Source organism: Flavobacterium sp. SM2513, from assembly GCF_050908145.1.
In the GTDB taxonomy this organism is placed as follows: Bacteria; Bacteroidota; Bacteroidia; order Flavobacteriales; family Flavobacteriaceae; genus Flavobacterium.
Genome location: NZ_CP194228.1, coordinates 224,417 through 248,507, shown reverse-complemented (window position 1 = coordinate 248,507; position 24,091 = coordinate 224,417). Strand labels below are relative to the sequence as shown.

The 24,091-nt window shown below is 38.4% G+C and carries 21 protein-coding genes; 15 read left to right on the top strand and 6 right to left on the bottom strand.

What is annotated here, in order from left to right; genetic code table 11:
- Positions 1-77: 77 nt before the first annotated feature.
- Both ACQ5J2_RS00895 and ACQ5J2_RS00890 read right to left on the bottom strand, forming a co-directional pair.
- Entirely contained in the window at positions 78-962 is an 885-nt protein-coding gene (locus ACQ5J2_RS00895; protein WP_432671811.1) for an NAD kinase, read from the bottom strand.
- A 49-nt stretch (positions 963-1,011) separates the two neighbouring features.
- Positions 1,012-1,671, bottom strand: a complete 660-nt coding sequence (locus tag ACQ5J2_RS00890) for an acetoin utilization protein acuB (RefSeq protein WP_432671810.1) — start codon at positions 1,669-1,671, stop codon at positions 1,012-1,014.
- Positions 1,672-1,786: 115 nt separating this feature from the next.
- Between ACQ5J2_RS00890 and ACQ5J2_RS00885 the strand changes: the two genes are divergently transcribed.
- Both ACQ5J2_RS00885 and ACQ5J2_RS00880 read left to right on the top strand, forming a co-directional pair.
- Positions 1,787-2,500 (top strand): pyridoxine 5'-phosphate synthase, encoded by a 714-nt coding sequence (locus ACQ5J2_RS00885; RefSeq protein ID WP_432671809.1) that lies wholly within the window; start codon positions 1,787-1,789, stop codon positions 2,498-2,500.
- 18 nt (positions 2,501-2,518) lie between these two features.
- A complete protein-coding gene (locus ACQ5J2_RS00880; RefSeq protein ID WP_432671808.1) occupies positions 2,519-3,283 on the top strand; it encodes an alpha/beta fold hydrolase in 765 nt (254 codons plus the stop codon).
- 68 nt (positions 3,284-3,351) lie between these two features.
- Here the strand turns inward: ACQ5J2_RS00880 and ACQ5J2_RS00875 are convergent, their stop codons facing one another.
- On the bottom strand, positions 3,352-4,692 hold the full coding sequence (locus tag ACQ5J2_RS00875) for a T9SS type A sorting domain-containing protein (RefSeq protein ID WP_432671807.1): 1,341 nt from the start codon (positions 4,690-4,692) through the stop codon (positions 3,352-3,354).
- A gap of 103 nt (positions 4,693-4,795) precedes the next feature.
- Here ACQ5J2_RS00875 and ACQ5J2_RS00870 point away from each other — a divergent pair, with 103 nt between their 5' ends.
- From ACQ5J2_RS00870 to ACQ5J2_RS00845, 6 genes are all read left to right on the top strand, one after another.
- Positions 4,796-5,140 carry a phage holin family protein gene (locus ACQ5J2_RS00870; RefSeq protein ID WP_432671806.1) on the top strand — a complete coding sequence of 115 codons (345 nt, stop codon included), beginning with the start codon at positions 4,796-4,798 and terminating at the stop codon, positions 5,138-5,140.
- A gap of 111 nt (positions 5,141-5,251) precedes the next feature.
- Positions 5,252-6,577 carry a trigger factor gene (gene tig, locus ACQ5J2_RS00865; protein WP_432671805.1) on the top strand — a complete coding sequence of 442 codons (1,326 nt, stop codon included), beginning with the start codon at positions 5,252-5,254 and terminating at the stop codon, positions 6,575-6,577.
- Positions 6,578-6,697: 120 nt separating this feature from the next.
- On the top strand, positions 6,698-7,378 hold the full coding sequence (clpP, locus tag ACQ5J2_RS00860; protein WP_432671804.1) for an ATP-dependent Clp endopeptidase proteolytic subunit ClpP: 681 nt from the start codon (positions 6,698-6,700) through the stop codon (positions 7,376-7,378).
- Positions 7,379-7,456: 78 nt separating this feature from the next.
- Entirely contained in the window at positions 7,457-8,692 is a 1,236-nt protein-coding gene (gene clpX / locus ACQ5J2_RS00855; RefSeq protein WP_432671803.1) for an ATP-dependent Clp protease ATP-binding subunit ClpX, read from the top strand.
- A 480-nt stretch (positions 8,693-9,172) separates the two neighbouring features.
- On the top strand, positions 9,173-10,468 hold the full coding sequence (kynU, locus tag ACQ5J2_RS00850) for a kynureninase (RefSeq protein ID WP_432671802.1): 1,296 nt from the start codon (positions 9,173-9,175) through the stop codon (positions 10,466-10,468).
- A gap of 464 nt (positions 10,469-10,932) precedes the next feature.
- The gene (locus ACQ5J2_RS00845; RefSeq protein WP_432671801.1) at positions 10,933-12,018 is read left to right on the top strand and encodes an agmatinase family protein; all 1,086 of its coding nucleotides are present in this window, start codon (positions 10,933-10,935) and stop codon (positions 12,016-12,018) included.
- A gap of 684 nt (positions 12,019-12,702) precedes the next feature.
- Here ACQ5J2_RS00845 and ACQ5J2_RS00840 read toward each other — a convergent pair.
- Positions 12,703-12,975, bottom strand: coding sequence for a hypothetical protein (locus ACQ5J2_RS00840; protein ID WP_432671800.1), 273 nt, complete (start codon positions 12,973-12,975; stop codon positions 12,703-12,705).
- A gap of 77 nt (positions 12,976-13,052) precedes the next feature.
- Here ACQ5J2_RS00840 and ACQ5J2_RS00835 point away from each other — a divergent pair, with 77 nt between their 5' ends.
- From ACQ5J2_RS00835 to ACQ5J2_RS00820, 4 genes are all read left to right on the top strand, one after another.
- Complete coding sequence (locus ACQ5J2_RS00835; RefSeq protein ID WP_432671799.1) at positions 13,053-14,021, top strand: hypothetical protein; 969 nt, start codon at positions 13,053-13,055, stop codon at positions 14,019-14,021.
- A gap of 201 nt (positions 14,022-14,222) precedes the next feature.
- Positions 14,223-15,563, top strand: a complete 1,341-nt coding sequence (locus tag ACQ5J2_RS00830) for an FAD-dependent oxidoreductase (protein ID WP_432671798.1) — start codon at positions 14,223-14,225, stop codon at positions 15,561-15,563.
- Between the two features lie 339 nt (positions 15,564-15,902).
- Entirely contained in the window at positions 15,903-18,419 is a 2,517-nt protein-coding gene (locus ACQ5J2_RS00825; RefSeq protein ID WP_432671797.1) for a DUF2339 domain-containing protein, read from the top strand.
- Positions 18,403-19,611, top strand: coding sequence for a hypothetical protein (locus tag ACQ5J2_RS00820; protein WP_432671796.1), 1,209 nt, complete (start codon positions 18,403-18,405; stop codon positions 19,609-19,611). Before ACQ5J2_RS00825 ends, ACQ5J2_RS00820 begins: the two co-directional genes overlap by 17 nt.
- Before the next feature lie 43 nt (positions 19,612-19,654).
- On the opposite strand, the gene ACQ5J2_RS00815 is transcribed toward ACQ5J2_RS00820, so the two are convergent.
- On the bottom strand, positions 19,655-20,017 hold the full coding sequence (locus tag ACQ5J2_RS00815) for a cupin domain-containing protein (RefSeq protein ID WP_432671795.1): 363 nt from the start codon (positions 20,015-20,017) through the stop codon (positions 19,655-19,657).
- Positions 20,018-20,021: 4 nt separating this feature from the next.
- Positions 20,022-21,536: a helicase HerA-like domain-containing protein gene (locus ACQ5J2_RS00810; protein ID WP_432673333.1), complete on the bottom strand. Its 1,515-nt coding sequence runs from the start codon at positions 21,534-21,536 to the stop codon at positions 20,022-20,024.
- A gap of 459 nt (positions 21,537-21,995) precedes the next feature.
- Between ACQ5J2_RS00810 and ACQ5J2_RS00805 the strand changes: the two genes are divergently transcribed.
- The 3 genes from ACQ5J2_RS00805 (at position 21,996) to ACQ5J2_RS00795 (ending at position 24,075) form a co-directional block, all read left to right on the top strand.
- A complete protein-coding gene (locus ACQ5J2_RS00805) occupies positions 21,996-22,835 on the top strand; it encodes a MotA/TolQ/ExbB proton channel family protein (protein WP_432671794.1) in 840 nt (279 codons plus the stop codon).
- 62 nt (positions 22,836-22,897) lie between these two features.
- Complete coding sequence (locus ACQ5J2_RS00800) at positions 22,898-23,509, top strand: ExbD/TolR family protein (RefSeq protein WP_432671793.1); 612 nt, start codon at positions 22,898-22,900, stop codon at positions 23,507-23,509.
- A gap of 17 nt (positions 23,510-23,526) precedes the next feature.
- Positions 23,527-24,075 carry an ExbD/TolR family protein gene (locus ACQ5J2_RS00795; RefSeq protein WP_432671792.1) on the top strand — a complete coding sequence of 183 codons (549 nt, stop codon included), beginning with the start codon at positions 23,527-23,529 and terminating at the stop codon, positions 24,073-24,075.
- The last annotated feature ends 16 nt before the right edge of the window (positions 24,076-24,091 follow it).

Sequence of the window (24,091 nt, the reverse complement as noted above, 5' to 3'; positions counted from 1 at the left end):
CGGTTTTAAGTTAAGTTGAAATAAGAGTAAAACGAAAAGATTGCTGATTAAGTATGAATTGTCCTGGATTTCCAGAATTAATTTCGCTTGTCCTCTCCCCAAAGAAGTTTGTTTCGCAAGGTTTTGAAAAAAGTTTCATTTGGAATTTCTACCATATTAATCTGAAAAGAAGATTTTTTGATGGTAATAATGGAGTCATTTCCGACAGATGTAATACGAGAGTCCATCGAAACCAGGTATTGTTCTTCTCGACCTGACACGCGAAGTTTAATTTCAGTATGATCAGGAATTACCAGGGGTCGTGCATTCAAATTATGTGGGGCAATTGGAGTAATTACCAAACTTTTTACTTCAGGAGTTAAAATAGGTCCACCGCAACTCAACGAATATCCCGTAGAACCTGTTGGTGTAGCGATAATTAAGCCATCTGCCCAGTAGGAAGTAAGTAATTCTCCGTCTAAATACGTTTCAATAGTAATCATCGATGTCGTATCTTTTCGACTTACAGAAATTTCATTCATAGCGAAATTGATATCCATCAAATCTTTGTTTTTTGGAAAAACAGTCGCTTTTAGTAAGGTTCGTTTTGAAATCTTATAATTTTTATCAACTACCATCTGCAAAAATGTGGCAATATCTTCTTTTTGAACGGAGGCTAAAAAACCGAGTCGTCCTGCATTAATTCCCAATATGGGAATGCCGGAATTTCGAACTAAGGTTGCCGCTCTCAAAATTGTTCCGTCACCTCCAATACTCAACATTAAGTCAAAGCTTTTGTCAAGTTCTTTGTAAGATTTAAATGTTTTGTAGTCTTTCTTGACCAATTCTTTCTCATACAGCATTTTCAAAAAATCATCCTCAATTACCATTTCTATGTTTTTTGTATTAAAAAAAACAAATATGTCTCGAATAATCGGTTCGGTACTATTTTGATAATATTGTCCGTAAATGGCAACTTTCATAGTTTTCTGTATTGGTAAACGAAGTGGTTTCTGAAATAAAATGACGCTGTTAAATATTCAGATATTTATCTAAATAGTCCGAGCGTTCTTTTAGATTCGTTAAATAACTGTCTTCCTGGTTTTCAGAAATAATGGCATAGCCGTAGCGTCTAAAGGTTTGAATAATTTCATTAATGCTTCCAGATGCAATTTTCAAAGTTATTTGTACATTTTGGGAGGTAGAACTAGATAAGAAACTCCCAAGAAGTGTCGCTCCAGTACTTTCAATAATCTGAGCTACTTCTGACATTGAGTACTCTAGCACTGGTTTTTCAACAACAACAATTTCACCATGTTCTTTCAAAAATGGAGTGTCGTTAAAAAAACGCATAATGTCTTGAATTTCATAATAACCTACATAAGCGTTTTCGGGTGTCAAAACGGGTAATATATTGGATTGGTTTTGAGCAAAGATTTCCAAAACATCTAGCCATACCATTGTTGTTCTGACAAAAAAACCTTCTAAATTAAATCGGTAATCGCTGATTTTTTTATCAAAATCAAAAGTTTCGGCATCTTCTGCATTTATGCTTCCGACATAGACACGCTCTTCAATTACTGGAAAATGCGTAAAATTTGCATTAGCAAAAAAATCCTGAACACTTGAGATGGAATCTTCAATTTGTAAAGGCTTGTAATCGTTGTTGATATAGTCTGTTATTTCAGTCATAGTTAATGTATAGTTATACGTCTGCAAAATAATCAAATTTTAGAACAATTAGCCTCGTTTAACTTTGTATTTTTGTATTTCATAAATTATGTGTAATGTTTGAAAAAGTATTTCTATGACAAAATTAAGTGTAAATATCAATAAAATAGCCACTTTACGAAATGCACGAGGTGGAAATGTGCCAGATTTGATTCAAGTTGCCAAAGATATCGAACGTTTTGGAGCGCAAGGAATCACGATTCATCCTCGTCCGGACGAACGTCACATTCGTTATCAAGACGCGAGAGATTTAAAAAAAATTGTTACTACTGAATACAATATTGAAGGAAATCCAGAAAAGTCTTTCATGGATTTAGTGCTTGAAGTAAAACCTACGCAAGTTACTTTAGTTCCTGATGCTGTTGATGCGATAACGTCAAATGCAGGTTGGGACACGATGAAACATGCAGATTATTTAAAAGAAATCATCCAAGAATTACAACGAAATGACATTCGAGTTTCTGTTTTTGTCGACCCGGTTTTGAAAATGATTGAAGGTGCAAAATTGATAAATACGGATCGAATTGAATTATACACCGAAGCGTTCGCCCATGATTTTTCGCAAGGAAATAAAAACGGAATTCTTCCTTATGTTGAAGCGGCAAAATTAGCCAATTCATTAGATTTAGGAATCAATGCAGGACATGATTTAAGTTTAGATAATATTCATTTTTTTAAACAAAACATTCCAAATCTTTTAGAGGTTTCGATTGGTCATGCTTTAATTGCAGAAGCTATATACCTAGGTTTAGACAATGTGGTGAATATGTATTTAAACAAATTAAAATAGACTTTAATAAATAAATGTATGCTTTATTCAAAAATAGAAGGTTCGGGGAAACCATTTGTTATTCTACATGGTTTTTTAGGGATGTCGGATAATTGGAAAACATTAGGAACACAATTTGGCGAAAATGGATTTGAAGTTCACATGCTCGATTTGAGAAATCACGGACGTAGTATGCAATCGGATGAATTTAATTATCAGTTGATGGTTAATGATATTGTGGAATATTGTAAGGATAAAAATTTAACTTCTATCTATTTACTTGGTCATTCCATGGGTGGGAAAGTGGCAATGTTTACGGCTACACAATTTCCGGAGTTAGTTAAAAAACTAGTTGTAGCGGATATTGGTTTGAAATATTACAAACCGCACCACGAAGAAATTTTAAAAGGACTTTCCGCAGTCGATTTTTCTGAAAAACCAAGCAGGAGTGATGTTGAAGAAATTCTTACACCGTATATTTCCGATTTCGGCACACGCCAATTCTTAATGAAAAGTTTATATTGGAAAGAGTCAGGACAACTTGATTTCCGATTTAATTTGCAGTCTTTTATAGCTAATAAAGATGCTATCGGTGATGCTTTGCCTGAAAATGCTATTTTTGACAAACCCACATTATTTTTAAAAGGAGCAAATTCAAACTATATTTTAGATTCGGATACGGAAGAAATTAAAAGACATTTTCCAAAAGCTGAAATAGAAACCATTTCAAATGCAGGACACTGGCTCCATGCCGAAAATCCAAAAGATTTTTATGATATAACAATTCAATTCTTAGAGTTGTAAGAAATAAAAAAAGGAGTTTTCAAATTTTGAAAACTCCTTTTTTTATGAGTAATAAAAAAATCTAAATGTTAGTTTTTCATAAACTTAACTGTAGAAACTGTACCGTTTGCATCAGCAGCTTGAACTAAATACATACCACTTTTCAAATTAGAAATATCAGTAGAATTAGTACCTGTGATAGAAAAATTTTGTGCTAGTACTTGTTTTCCTAAAATATCAAAGATTTTTACGCTTGCAACATCTACGCCAGTAAACTGAATCGTGTTTTGAGCTGGATTTGGCCAAACTGCTAATTTAGTTGTAGCATTAAATAATTCTGTTCCTAATTGTGTTCCTGTAAATTTATAAACGCCGCCTTCAGTTGCTGAAGTAGTAAATCCACCACCAAAACCAAGCGTAGCATCTTTAAATTTTAAAGTGGTTACTTGCGTGTCGGCCATTTCTACAGTCCAAGTCAGTCCATTGTCATTACTGTAAGAGGTAAAAGAAATTGGATCTTCAGTAGTACCTACAGTAACCACCGAATTAGTTCCAGGGATATAAGCTAAATCACGACCTCCCATAACTCCTGTAAAAGTAACAGCAGTCCAAGTTGTTCCTCCATTAATAGTTTTGTATAATAAAGGAGTTGTCCCCGACTTTACAAGTAATCCATTATTTGCATCTTTGAAACTATATGACCCGGAAGAAGCCGTTCCTCCAAAGTCAGTGATTGGAGATTGGAAAACCGTCCAATTCAATCCCATATCTGTAGATTTAAAAATTCTACCTTTATTAGTTCCATACCAAATTGTGTTTCCAACCACTTCATAATTATGAACATAGCCATATTCGCCTTCTAGTGGTACTGGAATATTTGCACTTGGAACGCGTGTCCAGTTAGTTCCCCCATTGGTTGTAGTATACAATTCAAAATATCCTCCTGCAGGATCACCTTGACAAAAACCATTGTTAGCATCCCAAAAATAAACAAGATTCGTAAAAGAATCTACTGTATTATTAAATAAAGCAGTTGTCTGCTTTACCCAGTTAGTACCAGAATTTGTTGTTTTCCAAACGCCTCCTAAAACTGCAGCTGGGTTATCAGAATAGGCAGTTACCCAAGCCGTAGTTGCAGAAATAGCGTGAATAGAAGAAACGTTTAAAGAGGTTTGAGTAAGTCCTAGATTAATATTGCCAGAAACCCAAGTGTTCCCGCCGTCAATACTTCGAGTATATTGTCTAACATTTGTTGGAGTTTCACTTGCTCCATCATAGGCTTTAGCCCAAATAACGTTGTTGTCGACAATGCTAATGTCGTCTAAGCCACGACTAATTTGTGTAAATGTAGTAGCTTTAGCTGTCCAGAAATTTTGACTGAAGGCGCTAAAAGCGGTAAGACAAAGAGATAAGAGTAAAATTTTTTTCATAATTTAGCGGATTAATTAAAGTAATTATTATCCAAATTTAGAAAAAAAAATCGGATATTTTTTAAATAACTCAAATAAAATAGTAATAAAATAAATTTTTTCTATGTTTTTAATTATAAGATTATTGGTTACAGCAATTTTAGTTACGCTAATTTCAAATTTTATGGGAGGTGTTGCTGTAGATAGTTTTTCGACTTCCATCGTGGTTGCGATTGTCCTTGGTTTACTAAATTTATTTGTGAAACCAATTTTAGTTCTATTCACCTTACCAGTTACGATTTTAACTTTTGGGTTGTTCTTACTTGTGATAAATGCCCTCATAATAATGTTATGTAATAGTTTGGTTGATGGATTTTCGGTTGCAAATTTTTGGTATGCTTTGTTGTTCAGTATTCTATTATCAATTGGACAAACACTTGTATTCTCTTTTTCTGGAGAGCGAAAATAATCGTTGCAGTAAGATAATTCGCTGTTAATTGTTTGGTAATACAAGTAGTAAAAGCTTGGTAGGCTTGCAAAAATGTTTTAATTTTGCCACCCAATTTTAGCACGTAAAACAATGAATGTTACAAGAAAAAATACCGATGATTTAAATGCAGTACTTACTGTGTCAATTTATAAATCGCACTTTACTCATAAGATAGAGACGCTTTTAAAAGAATATCAGAAGAAAGCAGATCTTCCGGGTTTCAGACAAGGTGAAGTTCCAATGGGAATTATTGAAAAAAAATACCGTCAGCCTCTATTGTTAGAAGAAGTAAATAAAAAAATTCAAGAAGAGTTAAACAAATATTTACAAGCAGAAAAACTTGACTTGTTAGGTAATCCGCTTGCTGTGAAATCTGAAAACAGAGATTGGGATGCTGATAAGTTTGAATTTGAATTCGAAATAGGTCTTGCACCAACTTTTGAAATCGATTTAGAAGGTTTGAAAGAAATCACCGAGTATAAAATTATTGCTGACGATAAAATGTTGAACGAGCAATTGGTTCGTATGCAAAAGCAATACGGAAAAATGTCTGCTAAAGATACATTTGAAAAAGGAGACGATGTTGCAGGAACTTTCAGAAATGAGACGATGGAAATCGACAGTCCAGCTCAACTTTCTTTTGATGTTTTCAAAGATGCTTCAACGGAAGATTTGTTTGTAGGTAAAAAAGTAGGCGATGTAGTGACTTTAAATACTAAAGGTCTTTTCGCTGACGACCATCAATTGATGGATTATCTGAAAGTAAGCCACGAACAAGTTCACGGCTTAGACATTGATGTAGCATATACAATCGAAGAAATCAATTCAACTGAACCAGCTGAATTAAATCAAGAATTGTTTGATAAGTTATTCGGAGAAGGTAATGTTTCTTCTATTGATGAAGTAAAAGCGAAAATTAAGCAAGACGCTGAAAAGCAATTTGAAGGTCAGTCGAACCAGCAATTTTTAAATGATGTGACTGAAGGTTTGTTACACAACACGAAATTTGACTTACCAGCTGAATTCCTAACAAAATGGATTCAAACAGTAGGTGAAAAACAATTAACACCAGAAGAAGCGGAAGCGGAATTTGCACGTTCAGAAAATGGTTTGCGTTACCAACTGATTGAAGGAAAAGTAATGTCAAGCAATAATTTGCAAATTAACTTTGAAGAATTGAAAGCTTATGCCGCTGAAATGATTAAAATGCAAATGGCACAATTCGGACAAATGGATCCTACAACTGCAGACGTAGATGGAATTGTAGCTCGTGTTTTAGGAAACCAAGAAGAGGCGAAACGCCTTTCTGATCAAGTAATGAGCGAAAAAATGTTGGCACTCTACAAATCAAAAGTAAAATCAACCGTTAAAGAATTAACGTACCAAGAATTTGTTGCAGCATCTTACGGCGAATAATTTCTAGGAAAATGATTATATTTGAGCGTCAGAATTTATTTTGGCGCTTTTTGTTTTTCTCTGTTTAAGGACTTCGTGCAAAATCGAGCAACCTTAAACCTTAAACTTTAAACTAAAAATATGAACTACGGTAAAGAATTTAAAAAATTTGCAACAAAGCACCAAGGGGTGAATGCAATGTATTACGATAAAATTGTTGGTGCAATGACGCCTACAAGCATGACTCCTTATATTATAGAGGAACGTCAGTTGAATATTTCACAATTAGATGTGTTTTCACGTTTGATGATGGATAGAATTATTTTCCTTGGAACAGGAATTGACGACCAGATAGCGAACATCGTTCAAGCACAATTGCTTTTCTTGGAAAGTGCCGATGCTGCGAAAGACATTCAAATCTACATTAACTCTCCGGGTGGAAGCGTTTACGCAGGTTTAGGTATTTACGACACGATGCAGTACATCAAACCTGATGTAGCAACAATTTGTACAGGTATGGCAGCTTCTATGGGGGCGGTTTTACTTTGTGCAGGTGCTAACGGAAAACGTTCGGCATTGCCGCATTCACGTGTTATGATTCACCAACCATCAGGAGGAGCTCAAGGGGTTGCTACAGATATGGAAATCAATTTGCGTGAAATGTTGAAATTGAAAGATGAATTGTACAAAATCATATCTGACCATTCCGGACAAACTTTCGATAGAGTGCACAAAGACAGCGAACGCGACTACTGGATGAAAGCCGATGAAGCTAAAGAATACGGAATGATTGATGAAGTGTTGAGAAGAGAGATTAAATAGTTATCAGTTGTCGGTTGTCAGTTTCCAGTTTAGAATGAAACCGACAACCGATAACCGGCAACAGACAACAAAAATATAATGGCAAAACAAACTTTAGAATGTTCATTTTGTGGTCGGAAGAAACCCGAAACCGACTTGCTTATTGCAGGAATTGACGCACATATATGCGACAAATGCATTGAGCAGGCTCACGGAATCGTGCTGGAAGAACTCAAAGCGAACAAAGGCAGTAAAAAGAATGTAGGTGATTTGATTTTGAAAAAGCCGAAGGAAATTCGTGCCTTTTTAGATCAGTATGTAATCGGTCAAGACCAAACTAAAAAGGTGATGTCGGTGGCGGTGTATAACCACTACAAGCGTTTGATGCAGTTGCAAACTGAAGACGATGTTGAAATTGAAAAGAGCAACATCATCATGGTGGGGCAAACGGGTACTGGGAAAACGCTAGTGGCAAAGACGATTGCAAGAATGTTAGACGTTCCTTTAGCTATTGTAGATGCTACAGTTTTAACTGAAGCCGGGTATGTTGGTGAGGACGTAGAAAGCATCTTAACACGACTACTTCAAGCTGCCGATTATGATTTGGCGAAAGCCGAAAGAGGAATCGTTTTCATTGATGAGATTGATAAGATTGCTCGTAAAAGCGACAATCCGTCGATTACGAGGGATGTTTCTGGAGAAGGAGTTCAGCAAGCGTTGTTGAAATTACTGGAAGGAACGGTTGTAAATGTACCGCCAAAAGGAGGTAGAAAACACCCTGACCAGAAGTTTGTGGAAGTAAACACACAGAACATCTTGTTTATCGCAGGTGGTGCTTTTGATGGCGTGGAGAAAATTATCTCTAAACGTTTGAACCGTCAAGCAGTGGGTTACAGTACTTCGAAGAATGTAGACAATATCGATAAAGACAATTTATTGCAATACATCATCCCGAAAGACATCAAAGACTTTGGTTTGATTCCGGAAATCATCGGGCGACTGCCTGTTTTGACACACATGGACCCGTTGGATAGAGAGACGTTGAGAGCGATTTTGACAGAGCCTAAGAACGCGTTGATTAAGCAATACAAGAAACTGTTTTCTATTGACGACGTTGCTTTTACCATCACGGACGAAGCTTTGGACTTCATTGTAGACAAAGCCTTGGAATACAAGCTTGGTGCTCGTGGATTGCGTTCCCTTTGTGAAGCCATCCTTACCGATGCCATGTACGACTTGCCAAGTTCGGATGAAACGGAATTGAAGATTGACAGAGAATACGCAGAACATACGTTAAACAAGAACTTGTTGAAGCGTCTGGAGATTGCTTCTTAATAATAGGTTTCAACCTTTATAAATTAAATCCCGAGTTATGCTTGGGATTTTTTTATGTTTAATAATAAGGTAGGAATTTTTACCGCAAAGGTCGCAAAGTTTTATGGCTAGAATTAGTGATGGGTGTGGGTTTTTAAGTTTGCAAAGGCGTTTCACTTTGTTGGAATTTGAAACATGGCAAAGGTCTATAATGAGAGTTTGCCGTTTATAGGATTGCTTCGTACCTTACGAAGATAATAACGAACAAGGATAAACACTGCGTCATCGCGAAGAACGAAGCAATCCAATGTAATCGGTGCGTGGCACGGGAGTCTTAATGGGTATTACGTGATGCTAGGAATTGCATGTAGTCGTCGATGTTAGTAGAGCTCATTTATAGGATTGCTTCGTGCCTTGCAATGACAGGACAAAAATTCCATTCCCTTTCAAGGAAGCAACTTCAATTATTTTCGTTATTTTTACGGCACTAAATCAAGACACATGACATTTCAGAACACCCGAGAATATGCCCAACAACTGGATGCAGCCGATACGTTAAGCAAATACCGTGACGAATTTAACTTCCCTAAAGTGAATGGTAAACAAGTCATTTACTTTACTGGAAACTCGTTAGGGCTACAGCCCAAATCGGCAAAGTCGTATGTAGATGAAGTCATGAACGACTGGGCGGAACTCGCTGTAGAAGGTCACTTTTATGCCGACAAGCCTTGGTGGGACTACCACGAAAGGTTTGCTAATCCGTTGAGTAAAATAGTGGGTGCCTTGCCAAGCGAAGTGACTGTGATGAACACATTGACGGTTAACTTACACCTACTTATGGTGTCGTTTTATCAGCCTACTGCCAAGCGCTACAAGATTCTTTGTGAAGCAAAAGCGTTTCCAAGTGACCAATACATGATTCAAAGTCAGGTGCATTTCCATGCCCAACATCTAGGCATGAATCCTAGTGATATGATTGTCGAGATAGAACGCCGCGAGGGCGAACACAACATTCGCCTAGAAGATGTTCTGGCAAAGATTGACGAAGTAGGAGATGAGCTGGCACTTGTTCTTATAGGTGGTGTCAATTATTATACGGGACAAGTTTTCGACATGAAAACTATTACCGAAGCAGGCCACAAAGCCGGTGCTTATGTAGGTTGGGACTTGGCACACGCTGCCGGAAACATACACCTTGAGCTACACGACTGGGAAGCAGATTTTGCCGCATGGTGTAGTTACAAATACATGAACTCAGGACCAGGAAACGCGTCCGGTTGTTTCGTGCATTGCAAGCACCACAAAGATTCTGATTTACCGAGATTCGCCGGATGGTGGGGACACAACAAAGAACGACGTTTCAAAATGGAACCTCAATTTGACCCTGTGGAAGGTGCCGACGGTTGGCAAATAAGTAACTTGCCTATCTTATCCTTAGCGCCCTACCTTGCCTCCGTTGAGATGTTTGCCGAAATAGGCATGCCCGCCCTTATCAAAAAGCGCGACCACATCACATCGTACCTCGAATTCGTTTTACACGAAATCGACAAAGAAGTAGACAGCACTTTCGAAATCATCACCCCTTCCAACCCCGAAGAACGCGCTTCGCAACTTTCTGTGTTTCTTCACGGAGAAGGCAGAGCATTGTTCGAATACCTTATGAAACAAGGAGTAATTACCGATTGGCGTGAGCCAAATGTTATAAGGTTAGCACCCGTTCCTCTATACTGTTCATACCAAGATATGTATGAATTCGGACAGATATTGAAAGAAGGAATTCTTTCTATGAAAAGATAAGAGAAAGAACATAGAGTATAGAATATAGAACATAGAGGTTGGAAACTAAATCAGTCGGAAACTTCATTTTCTTTAATAATAAACAACGCTTTGCGTCTTTGCGACTTTGCGAGAGTAAAAACTTAGAAGAAAGAACATAGAGCTTAGAAGAAAGAACATAGAGGTTGGAACCTTAATAAGTAAGTAACTTCATTTTCTTTAAAAACAAACAACGCTTTGCGTCTTTGCGTCTTCGCGAGAATAAAAAGATAGAAGAACGAACATAGAGCATAGAATATAGAACATAGAGGAAGTAATGGTTAAAAAGCCGTTACTTCCTTTTCTCAAACTTAAAAAAAACCTTAGTACCTCCGTGCCTTAGCGGCAAAAAAACGGAACAAGAAATAGAACTTAACACCTTCCTTTTCTTTAAAAAATAAAAAACCTTAGTACCTCCGCGTCTTCGTGGCTAAAAAACTTTCAAAATGAACAAACAAGACATCATAAATAACTTCGACCCCTCTCAACCTGGCCTAGCCGATGAGAGCATTTTTGGGCTACCGTTTTCAGCTGCCCAAAGCGACATCATCATTATTCCCGTGCCGTGGGAAGTAACCGTGAGCTATGGAGCAGGTGCTTCTCAAGGGCCACAAGCTATTCTAGACGCGAGCTTTCAGGTAGACTTGCACCACCAAGAATTCCCAGAACTCTGGAAACTGGGCATGCATCTCGACCTAGGCGAGCATTACAACACCTGGATGCAACAAAGTGCCGACCACAAAGCAATGGCACAGCCTATCATTGAAGCCTTAGAAAAGGGAGAAGCCATACACAACCACCCGCTTTTACAACAAGACTTGGCAAAAATCAATGCCGTATGCCACACCATGAAGGAAACCTTGCGGGAACGCGTACAGCATTGGATGCAGCAGGGCAAAAAGGTTGTACTCTTAGGAGGCGACCATTCCACGCCGTTGGGGTATTACGAAGCGATGGCATCCGTTCACGAGAACTTTGGGATATTGCACCTCGACGCCCACATGGATATGCGAATTGCCTATGAAGGCTTCACCTATTCCCATGCCAGTATCATGTACAATGCCTTGCAGCTACCTCAGATTTCTAAGATAGTGCAAGTAGGAATTCGTGATTTTTGTGAGCAGGAAGTAGAAGTTGTTCAAAGTGATAGAGTGGTAGTGTACACGGATAGAGATTTGAAACACGAGACATTTGAAGGAACAACTTGGAAAAAACAGTGCGAAAACATCATAGCCCAGCTTCCGCAAAAGGTACTCATAAGCTTTGACATTGACGGAATGTACCCTTGGTATGCACCTAATACAGGAACTCCAGTTCCTGGTGGTTTCTCGTTTGAAGAAGCGACATACCTCTTGTCTAAACTTGGCGAAAGCGGTAAGGAAATCATCGGTTTCGACCTAGTGGAGGTAGCTCCCGGCGAAAACGACGACTGGGACGGAAACGTTGGCGCTCGAATGCTGTACCACATGTGCGGTGTTTTGGCTAAAAATAACGGTTTGAACGTAGGAGAAGTGATTAACTTTAAACGATAAATAGCTTTTTTTTCACGCAGATGACGCGGTTGACGCGGATTCAATGAAACTTATCTAATATAATTCGTGTATTCGTGGTAAAGCCTTAATAGGTTAGCCACGAATGCACGATTTTTTTTTTAAACCTATCAAGCATTTAAAATAAAATCCCCGTAAATCTGCGTCATCTGCGTTTTCCGCGTAAAAAATGGTCCTGTTTATTTAAATATTTCCCAAGCATAAAAAATAAAATCCTTTTAAATCTTTTAAATCTGTGGCGATGTAAAACTACCAAGCTTCATTTTGCACTATTCGCAGTCAGCAATTTTAATGAAATTTATGTAAATGTGTGTTTTTTTGGTGCCAAATTCCCTCCGTTTATAACTTCAATATCCTCTTTTTCTTCGAATATCAGCCAAGTAAACGATATGTTTTAATATTTATGAGCCACTGACCCTCAGTTGCTCCACTCTTTTTTATTTGTTATGAAATTGTAAACCCCAATAAATACAAGGCTTTTAAAGCTTTCAAAATTTCACAGAAAATATTTTGCTTCATTATGAAAAATAATTACCTTTTGTAAGTTGTAAATCAATAATCTTTTAGTAGCTTTATCAAAGATTTCGCAGTAATGCAACACGTTCTTTAGGGTATTTACATTTTTTAAATTTGCATGTAGCAGGATGTAGTGTGTTTGAATGGTATTCAACGCAAAAAGTTACTTACTGCAAGACGGAGCAACGTTTCGTACCAAGTAACGTTACTTACTGCAAGACGGAGCAACGTTTCGCACCAAGTAGCGTTACTTACTGCAAGACGGAGCAACGTTTCGCACCAAGTAGCGTTACTTACTGCAAGACGGAGCAACGTTTCGTACCGCGTAACGTTACTTACTACAAGACGGAGCAACGTTTCGTACCGCGTACCGTTACTTACTGCAAGACGGAGCAACGTTTCGTACTGCGTAATAAATGGCATTAAAGTTTATACCTATATATAGCATACCAATATTTCAATGTATATCTATTATTGTTTCACTTTTAATACAATTTATTATGCAAACACGAACATGGCAGTATTTAATGAATCAGTTTGAGAATTCAACTCGAACGAGCTACAAGAAAGCCGTAAAACTGAGCACGTACCACGAGGCCGATTTAAAAAAGAAGGCACTTACAGAATCAAAACTAGTACCCATTCACACCCGTTACTTGCCCTTGCATATCGCATTGGTACAGGAATACAACAACTGGAAAAGTGCAGGGGGCTCGCAAGAAGGGCAAACTTTAAACTTGGAGCAAATGCTTGATGTAGCCTATTCCAATATCAATGATTGGGAGTTGAGTATTCAAGTTGCAGGTCTTAGTTATAGAAAAGGCACCCCGGCATTCAAAGCTATTTTTATGAACGGCAGAAACCCCTTTAGTCGTGGTAGCATAGACGACCGCATCAATGCCTATGATACTTTGGCGCTAAACATGAAGCCTTATAAAGAAATTGAGTCTATAATGGATAGAGTACGAGGTACATATGCAGACTTAGATGCCGCTCGGAATAGTCAGTTGGGGGCAAAGGGAACTGTCAAGTCAATGAGTGGTAATGTCGAAAGGGCCCGCATCAATGCCATGACTATGCAGTGGCGCAACTTGGGCTTTGCGATGGATACGTTTTGGGACAGACTAGAATACATCGAGAGCATGTTTGACCTTCAAACCCTTCGGGACAACAGCCAGAGCATCTTTACAGGAAAACTTGAGCCTAAGGAAAACGAGGCAGTCCTAGTGCACACGTTTCTAGCTGATGATGAGTTGAAATTGAGAAACAAGGGAGCGGCAACCATCCATTTTTACCTTGGCACAATGGCTAATGGCACTGACAGCATGCCCGTGATGCTTGAACCTATGACCGAACTTGTTATTATGATAAGCGCCTTTGGTGTTGCTGATTATAGTCTGCATCGCTTCTTGACTGTTGTTAATCAAAGTGATACAACGGTAACGAAGTATGAGGTAGATGTGTTGTAGTTAAGCAGTAAGCTACCTATACATGTAAGAAAGGGCAAACGCAGGTTGTGCTCTTTTTTTGGTTCCAATAGGAAATCTTAAATCCTGAATCTTAAATCCTAAATAGTTAATGACAAAACCTTCGTAATTTCTGCACTAAAAGCAACGTTCCCTTTCTATATTTCAGTATTTTTGTAAAACGTAATACAACAGTAGCAATACATGCAAACGCCTCATAACATCGCAGTAGTCGGTTCGGGTCTGGTAGGGACTTTACTAGCCATTTATCTAAAAAGAGCGGGTCATACAGTGTCCGTTTTTGACCGAAGTCCTGACATTAGGACCATTGAGTTCTCCGGACGCTCCATTAACTTGGTCATGTCAGACAGGGGATGGAAGGCGTTAAAAGATATTGGTCTTGATGACGAAATCAGGAAAATCGGGATTCCCGTTGATAAAAGGGGGATTCACCTGCAAGATGGCTCGTTAACAAACCAGTTTTACGGCAAAGAGGGCGAAGCTATTTTCTCCTTATCTAGAGGTATCTTAAACAGAAAGATGATTGATTTGGCGGAAGCCGAAGGAGTACATTTCTATTTTGAACATAAAATATGGGACGTCAACTTGGCAACAGCCAGTCTGTTTGAAGGCGAAACCGAACAAGGCGCATGGAAGGAGATAAAGTTTGACAAAGTATTTGGCGCCGATGGTGCTTTTTCTAGAATAAGACACCGCATGCAACGCCAGTCGATGTTTGATTACAGTCAGGAGTTCATGCAAATAGGCTACAAAGAGCTCCACATCCCCGCGAACGCTGACGGGTCGCACAAGCTTGACAAGAATTCCTTACATATATGGCCGCGAGGCAACTTCATGTTGATGGCTTTGGCCAACTTGCAAGGTTCGTTTACCTGCACGTTGTTTATGCCTTTTGAGGGCGAAAACTCCTTTGAAAACATCAAAAGCGAGGACGACCTGACGGCTTTCTTTGCTGAATTTTTCCCAGATACTAAGGAAGTGATTCCTGATTTAGTTAGAGATTATTTCAGAAACCCAACCAGTTATCTTGCCATTATGAAGTGTTATCCTTGGACGTACGAGGATAAAGTAGCTTTAATAGGCGACTCCGCTCACGCGATTGTTCCGTTTTATGGTCAAGGGATGAATGCTGGTTTTGAAGACATTACGATATTACACGAACTCATGCAAGAACACGGCGACGACTGGAAAACCATCTTCTCCGAGTATGAGATTTCACGAAAACCCAATGCAGACGCCATCGCAGAGTTATCCAAAAGAAACTTTGACGAAATGAGCGACAAAACAGCCGACGCCAACTTTCTCCTTCAAAAGAAAATAGAGAAATGGTTCTCAGACAAACACCCCGATAAGTGGTTACCCCTCTACGGACGCGTTACCTTTAGTCTGCAACCCTACGCGGAAGCTTTAGCCATAGGTGATTTTCAAAACGCCATCATGCAAAAAGTCCTCCGCATGGACCACATAGAACAAAACTGGAACTCCCCTCAAGTCGAACAGCGAATTATTGAGTTGCTAGGGTAGGAGGTTTGAGGATTGTTGTTATAAGTTATTGGCATTGTGAGGTGTTGTGCTTTGTTGTGGCTGTATGTTTTTGTCATTGCGAGGCACGAAGCAATCCTATAAACGAATACTCCCACCATCCACGACAACATGCAATTCCTACCATAACCCCTCACTCGTAACTACCCTCGCACCACATACCGATTACATAGGATTGCTTCGTTCCTCGCAATGACGTACTCTTTATTGTTGTATGTTTCTGTCATCGTAAACCCCACTATATCTTTACTAAAACAAAAATAAACCCCACCGTATCAGAATAAAGATTACTTTTGAATTAGAACAAATTAAATTAATAAAATGGAAGGAGTCTTGCTGTTTGTAATATTCATTTTAGTACTGTTGCTTTTCTTGAAAAGTCACTCTAGAGACACTAAGATACATGAGGCGTTGTGGACGTTGCAGAAAAAGATGGATGCGATTCAGAAGGAATTAGCAGCTAAACCGGTAGTTAGTGAGCGTGATACGCAGCAGGCTGATAAGCTTTATGAAGAAATTATATCTAAACCAGTTGTTGATACCATTCACCCACCGATAAAAGAATTTGAACAAGAAAGCGTTACTGAAGAGCCAGTGGTTGCCGTTTCGCCTTCTGTTATACTACCGGATGAGGTAGAAGAGGCGACTTTGCAACCTGCACTATTACCTATTAGCAAACCTAAACCCGTTATCTCCCAAAAATCGTGGCTGGAAACCTTCAAAGAGAACAATCCTGACCTAGAGAAGTTTATTGGTGAAAACCTGATAAACAAACTGGGAATTTTAATCTTAGTTCTTGGTATCAGCTTCTTTGTTAAGTATGCCATCGCTAAAGATTGGATAAATGAGCCTGCCCGAGTGGGTATAGGTGTCTTGTGTGGTGCCTTAGTTATGGCGGTTGCTCATAAACTCAAGAAGAATTATGCGGCGTTTAGCTCGGTTTTAGTGGCGGGTGCCATCAGTATTTTTTACTTTACGATTGCTATTGCATTTCACGAATACCAGCTCTTTAGTCAGACGGTCGCTTTTAGTATAATGACAGTGATTACGGTATTCAGTGTCTTGGTTTCGGTGTCCTATAACCGACAGGAATTGGCTGTTTTGTCTCTTATTGGAGGATTTGCTGTGCCGTTTATGGTAAGTACGGGCGAAGGCAATTATGTTGTTTTGTTTACTTACATAGCTTTGTTAAACACGAGTATATTGGCGATAGCCTATTTCAAGAAGTGGAAGATTGTCAGTATATTGGCGTTTATCTTTACGTCAGTGTTGTTTGCTTCATGGTATACCAGAGAATTGTATGCCAATACGTTGCCGCATTTAGGAGCAATGCTCTTTGCCACTGCGTTCTATTTCATCTTTAGCATTACCATTGTGTTAAGTAACATCAGGAACAAAGGCGTGTTTAGCTTGCCGGAATACTTTATTATGGTTGCCAATACGTTTTTCTTCTTCGGTATAGGGATGGGTATCATTCACAACTGGGGTATTGAGTTCAAAGGACTGTTTTCTCTACTGCTTGCTATCTATAACGTTGTGTATGCTGTCGTGCTCTACAGGAAATTTGGGTTAGACAAAAATGCTATTTACTTATTAATAGGTCTTGCTTTAATCTTTGTTACTTTGACTATCCCGTTGCAATTTGAAGGAAACCAAATCACCTTGTTTTGGGCTGCAGAGGCAGTGCTGTTGTTCTGGTTGTCTCAAAAGAGCGGCATTGACCGTTTTAAATGGGGTGCTTTAGTGGTGCAAGTTTTAACAGTCATAAGTTTACTGATGGACTGGATTAAGTACGAGTACTATGATGAAAATTTGCAAATCGTTTTCAATCCGTTGTTTATCGCGGGTGTCTTTGTAAGTGCGTCGTTATTTATGACTTATTGGTTGCTTAAGAAGGAAAGTGACGATAAGAAAATCATGTTTGTCGCCCTTCCTTTATACCGAACAAGTGTGGGTGCGGTTGCTGTTTTGGTTACCTACTTTACGGGGTTTTTAGAAATTGATTATCAAGCGTTCCAACTCTTAGCTAATTTGGCTTCAGCCAATGCTTTCGTGGTGGTGTATCATTTTGTGTTTGTGGCACTGTTGTTATTTTTGCTTTCAAAGCTGAAAAAGAGTCGTATTCAGGATGTCGTTTTAATTCTCTCGGCACTGTCTATTGTGCTCTATATCGTTACATTCTATAGTTTGCCAAACGATGAGATAGTGCAGAACTTTGTTGGTACTACCACGACACAATATGCGTTATACTTTCATTATATTGTCTTGGGTTGCTTGATATATATGGGATACCAACTGTTTGCACGGGCAAGTAAGGAGCCACGAGTAGCAGTGCTGAACAATAAAATCATGCCTTGGTTATTCGTTTTTGCAACGGTATATATATTGAGTAACGAAATGATGGTACATAGTTTGGTTTTCTCCAAAGGCAGTATCGATGTGACGCAAATTCAGTCAACCCTTCAAAAGAGTGATGTCGAAACCTACGGAATTGATTTCGAAAAACAGTATCTATATGAAGATAAGCTGCACGATATCAAGGCACAGATTATCAAGATTGGGTATCCTATCGTTTGGGGGCTGTTCTCCTTCGTGTTTCTTATCATTGGTATCAAGAAACAATGGAAAAACTTGCGTATCATTTCGCTTTCCTTGTTGGGATTGACCATCGTGAAGCTGTTTGTTTACGACATCAAAAACGTTTCCGAAACAGGCAAGATTGTTGCTTTTATTCTCTTAGGAGTTTTAATATTAATCATATCATTTGTGTATCAAAAGGTCAAAAAACTAGTAGTAGATGATGCACCAAAAACCAGTACTGATGAAGAAATTAAGTAATGTTCTACTCGTTCTTGTGAGTTTTTTTGGCTACAGCCAAAGTTATAAAGGTGTCATTACCGATGTGAAAGAGTCGGGGTTGCATGCAATAACCCTTGCTCCAGAAGTTCGAGCGGCTGCCCAGAACGACTTGCGGTTTTTGCGTATTCTTGACGGCAAAAGCAATCAAGTGCCGTATGTTATTGACATGCGTCAAAACCAATCAGAAAAATACCAGTCTTTTGCTATACTTTCTAAAGAACAATTGCAGGACTCCATAACTTCGCTTGTAATTCAAAACGAGAAACGCAAACAAATAAGTCAATTTTCTTTGCAAATTGAGAACACGTCGTTGACCAAAAGTTATTCCATTAGCGGTAGTAACGACGGAAAACAATGGTTTGGTTTGGTTCAAAACCAAGCCTTGAGCAGTCTTATTGCGGCAAAAGGCACGTCCGTATCCAGAAGTATCGACTTCCCCGCGAACAATTACCCCTTCTTGCGGATTGTTTTCAATGACAGGAAATCACTTCCTTTAAACATCATCGCTGTTGGTATTGCCGAAACGCAACTCATCCCAGAGCAATTTGTTGAGGTAACTGCTTTCACGTATAAAATCGAGGAGGATAAGGTTAAAAAATTGACCAAGATTCACTTTACCGCAAACCAATCGTTTGAGGTAGATGCTTTGTCGTTTACCATCAAGTCCGACTACTTTGATAGAAGAGCAAGTCTGACAGCCACCCGAACAGAAAAGGTAAAAAAGAGAAGTAGAACGTATCAAGAAAGTTTGGCACAATTTAATTTAAATTCCAAGAAGGACCGAAGCATCTATTTCAACGCCATAAACGAACGGGAGTTTACTGTTGAAATTGAGAACCAAGACAATCAACCCTTACTAATTGACGCCATCCGAGTGTTACAGAAGCCTATCGTTGTGCTTTCGAAGCTTACGGAACAGGAAAAGTATGAAGTGATTATTGATACGACGCTTTCCGTACCCGCCTATGATTTAAACAACTTTATTGCTGAAGAAAGCGGCGTATTGCCGAAAGCTAAGATTGCCAACTTTACAAAGCTGGAGTCCAAAAAGACTGCTCCGTTAGAGAAGTCTTTCTGGCAAACCAACCTGTTTATGTGGCTGTGTATTGTAGTGGGAGGTGGTATTGTGGGCTACTTTGCTTTTGGTTTGATAAAAGACATGAACGCGTAAAAACTGGTAGGTGTCTTTGGCAACAAGTTGCGAATTTTATTGGTTATTCTTCGCGGTGTACTTTAGTAAAATCGAAAGCCGGTATGCAAACTGAGATGTAATCGCATGGGGTTTCAAAAGGGTTGGAGTATTGGACGCGGGTATTGGCGTCAATTCTTATCGACTGTCCGGCTTCTAGTACCACTACTTCACCATCAATGATGAATTGTTTCTTACCTGTAATAATGTAGGTGTACTCACTGAATTCCGGCTTTTGAAACGGTTCGCTCCAGTGGGGAGGCGCGACCATGTGTGCGATTGAGATATCCGAGTTGCCATCAGTAGCCTTCCCGAAATGCTCTTCAATTAACTTTCCGTCTGTCGTAGGAACAACGAATGGAGCGGTTTGTAAGGTGTATCTTTTCATAGGATTATTTTTTAAACATTTTACTTAGGATGCCAAAAGCGCCTCTAATAAAGGTAGCACTGGTTAGTACTTTTATAACTGTTTTGGTAGTGTCGCTCATGGGTTCCGCTTTTGTTTTGGCAGCGGGCTTTGCAGTTGCAGCTTTGGTTTCTTCGACTTTAACAGCTTCTTGAATCTTTTTGTTTAAGATTTCATAAGCGCTCTCTCGGTCAATGACTTCGCTGTACTTCTTTACTAGCTTGGAGTTGTTGTTTATCGCTGAGATTTCAGCGTCGTCAAGGATGTTCATTCTGCTCATTGGCGCTCTAAGCATCGTTGCAGCAAGTGGGGTAGGGATTCCTTTCTCGTTTAAAACGGTTACTAAAGCTTCTCCAATTCCTAAACTTGTTAGCACCTCGTCTGTTTTGTAGAACTCCGAGATGGGGTAGTTTTCTGCAGTGCTTTTTATCGCTTTTCTATCGTTAGCTGTAAATGCCCGAAGCGCATGTTGAATTTTCAACCCTAATTGTGCCAATATCCCACTCGGGACGTCCATCGGGTTCTGGGTAATGAAATAAATCCCAACTCCTTTGGACCGTATCAACTTGACGATACTTTCTATTTGGTCGAGCAAAGTCTTACTGGCTTCGTTGAATATCAGGTGGGCTTCGTCAATAAAGAGTACTAATTCCGGTTGTCCCGAGTCGCCTTGTTCTGGCATTTGTTGGTATATTTCAGCAAGCAAGCTCAGCATGAATGTAGAGAATAGCTTCGGTTTGTCTTGAATGTCCGTCAAGCGAAGGATATTTACATAACCTTTCCCTTCCTCGTCAATACGCATTAAATCACTCACATCAAACGACTTCTCGCCAAAGAAAATGTCGCCGCCTTGTTGTTCCAGTTCGATGATTTTTCGCAAAATCGTCCCAGTTGACGAAGTAGATATCTTGCCGTAATGTTCCGTGATTTCCGCTTTGCCTTCATCCGTAATGTAGTTGATGACTTTCTTGAAGTCTTTCAAATCCAGTAACGGCATTTTGTTATCGTCACAATACTTAAAAATAATTGATACAATCCCGGATTGTGTATCGTTCAAATCAAGGATTCTCGAGAACAATACAGGACCAAATTCCGATACCGTAGCACGTAAGCGAACGCCGTTTTGAGCAGAAAGCGTCAGTAGTTCTACAGGAAATTTAGTAGTAGAGTAGGGAAGGTTGATTTTTTTATGACGGTCAATAATAAACGGTAAGGCTTCTCCTGGAGCGGCGATACCACTAAAATCACCTTTGATGTCCATCATCAAAACGGGGATACCCTGTAAAGAAAGTTGCTCCGATAGTACTTGAATGGTCTTAGTTTTACCTGTTCCGGTAGCTCCAGCTATCAAACCGTGACGGTTCAAAGTTTTGAGCGGTACTTTGATAAACGCATCTGGTAGCGCTACTCCGTCGAGCATAGCACCACCTAGAGTGATGGATGGTTCTTTGAAGTTGTAACCGTTGGTAATTGTGTCAATAAATGAGTCCTTTTGATACATCATAAGTCAAATTGTATATAAATTGAAAACTAAAGTACGAACATTTTTGAAAATTTTGCCTGTTTTAACCCTATTCTCGGCCGTAAAATTTTATTTTACTAGTAAAATAGACGTAAAAATGACTGCTTTGGCAATAAAAAGAGTTAGTTTAGAGTTTATGTAAATGTTAGGTTAAGGTTAATGTATTATCAGTGAATCATTGATTAATGACCTATAGAATGCAATATTTTGAACTATTCATGGTAATGTTATGTAATAATTAAAAAAACGGTATCTTTCGCATCACCAATGTAACTTTATTCAATTCAAAATTTATTGTTAATAATTAATAAAATGGTTATTTTTATTTTTTTATATGATGTAAAAATATAAATTTGTCGTTCTGTTAAATTAATTAAATAAATATCGTTGCTTTAAAAAAGTAATTATTAAAATTTTTAAAAACTTAAATTAAAAAAAATGGCAAACGCATCAAATGCTAGTGTAGCGAAAAAAGAAAGTGGTTCAACTGGTGGAAATTTATTTACTGGTATTGCAATTGTTGCATGTATTGGAATTGCAATTCTTATTTGGAGATATGTAATGGGAGACGGTTCTAATTTTGAGAACGGAGATAATACAGGTCATCCCTTGTCTGGTAATTACTTAGGAATGGTTTACAAAGGAGGAAAAGTGGTACCCGTTTTGATTGGATTATTATTAATGGTTGTTGTGTTCTCAATTGAACGTTTCTTTGTTATTTCAAAGGCTGCGGGAACTGGAAGTTTAGACAAATTCATGAAAAGCGTACAGTCAAATATTACAATGGGAAATATTGACGGAGCAATTGAAGACTGCGATAAGCAACAAGGTTCTGTGGCAAATGCTATTAAAGCAGCCTTAATCAAATATAATGAGGTGAAGAAAGAAGGTTTTGACAGTGAAGCTGCTGCAGAAACGATTCAAAAAGAAATTGAAGAAGCTACTTCATTAGAAATGCCGATGTTAGAAAAAAACATGACGGTTATCTCGACGCTAGTTTCTTTAGGAACATTAGCGGGACTTTTAGGAACAGTAATGGGAATGATTACGGCGTTTGGTGCATTGGCAACTTCGGGAGCACCCGATCAAGCAGCATTAGCAAACGGTATTTCTGAAGCCTTGATTAATACAGCTACAGGTATTTCGACTTCAGCTTTAGCAATTATTGCGTATAACTTCTTTACTTCAAAAATTGATACATTGACGTATTCAATTGATGAGGCAGGTGCTACAATTGTAAGTACATACAGACGTTTCAGAGGAAGCTTAAGAGGTTAATAAAAATAATAATTAATAATTATTGCATCAAATTTATTTTGATGCAATATTAAATAAACAATATGGCGAAAGTTAAAATGTCCAAAAAAGCTACCGCAGTCGATATGACGGCGATGTGTGATGTTGCCTTTCTTTTGTTAACGTTCTTTATCTTAACCGCTACGGCAAAACAACCAGAAATTGTTCCAGTTGAAACGCCAGCTTCTACAGTACAAGTAAAATTGCCTGAGAGTGATTTAGCAATCATTACGATTGCAAATGGTGGAAAAGTGTTTTTTGGTGTGAAAGCACCAGATGTGAGAATTAAAACCTTAGAATTGATAAGCGAACAATACAAGCTTTCCTTTACTGAAGAAGAGAAAAAAAGGTTTAGCTTAATGGAAGAATTTGGAGTTCCTGTAAATCAATTAAACGGGTTGATTAAATTGTCTTCAACAGACAGAAATAATGAAGGCGTTCAAATCGGAATTCCACACGATTCTTTAGACAATCAATTGAAAGAATGGGTTCGTGCAGCACGTAATGCAAATGCAGAAGTGAATGAAAAACAGCTAAATTTTGCCATCAAAGGAGATGCAAAAGAGCAGTATCCAGAAATTAAGAAAATAATGGATATTCTTCAGGAACAGAAAGTAAACAAATTCAATTTGGTTACAGGTTTGAGAGGAGAATAATTTAAACAATATAAAAAATGGCTCAATTAGATACTGGCGGGGGAAAAGCAGATAAGGGTGGTAAAGTAAGAAGTAAAAAACAAAATTCTAGTGTCGATTTAACGGCAATGGTAGATTTAGCTTTTTTATTAATTACCTTCTTTATGTTGACGACTTCCTTATCAAAACCGCAATCGATGGATTTGGCTATGCCAGACAAGGATATAGAAATTAAAGAACCTATGCTTATTGATGAGAATAGAACAATGACTATTGTTTTAGGTCCTGAAAGCAAGCTAAAGTACTATATGGGACAAATTGATAAGCCACTTGAAGGGCCAGATGATTTGTCTTATTCTAAAGAAAGTCTTCGTACGAAAATTTTACAGAAAATCAAATCAGTGCCATTGGCTACGAGAAATACAGACAAACCAAATGGTGAACCTTTAATTGTTCTTATAAAAGCAACTAAGGAATCTACATATAAAAATTTGGTAGATGTGTTGGATGAAATGGCTATTACAAAAGTTAAGATTTATGCAATCGATGACATTACTGCGCAAGAAAAGCAATTGTTTGAAGAGTAGTTTTATTCTTTTAATT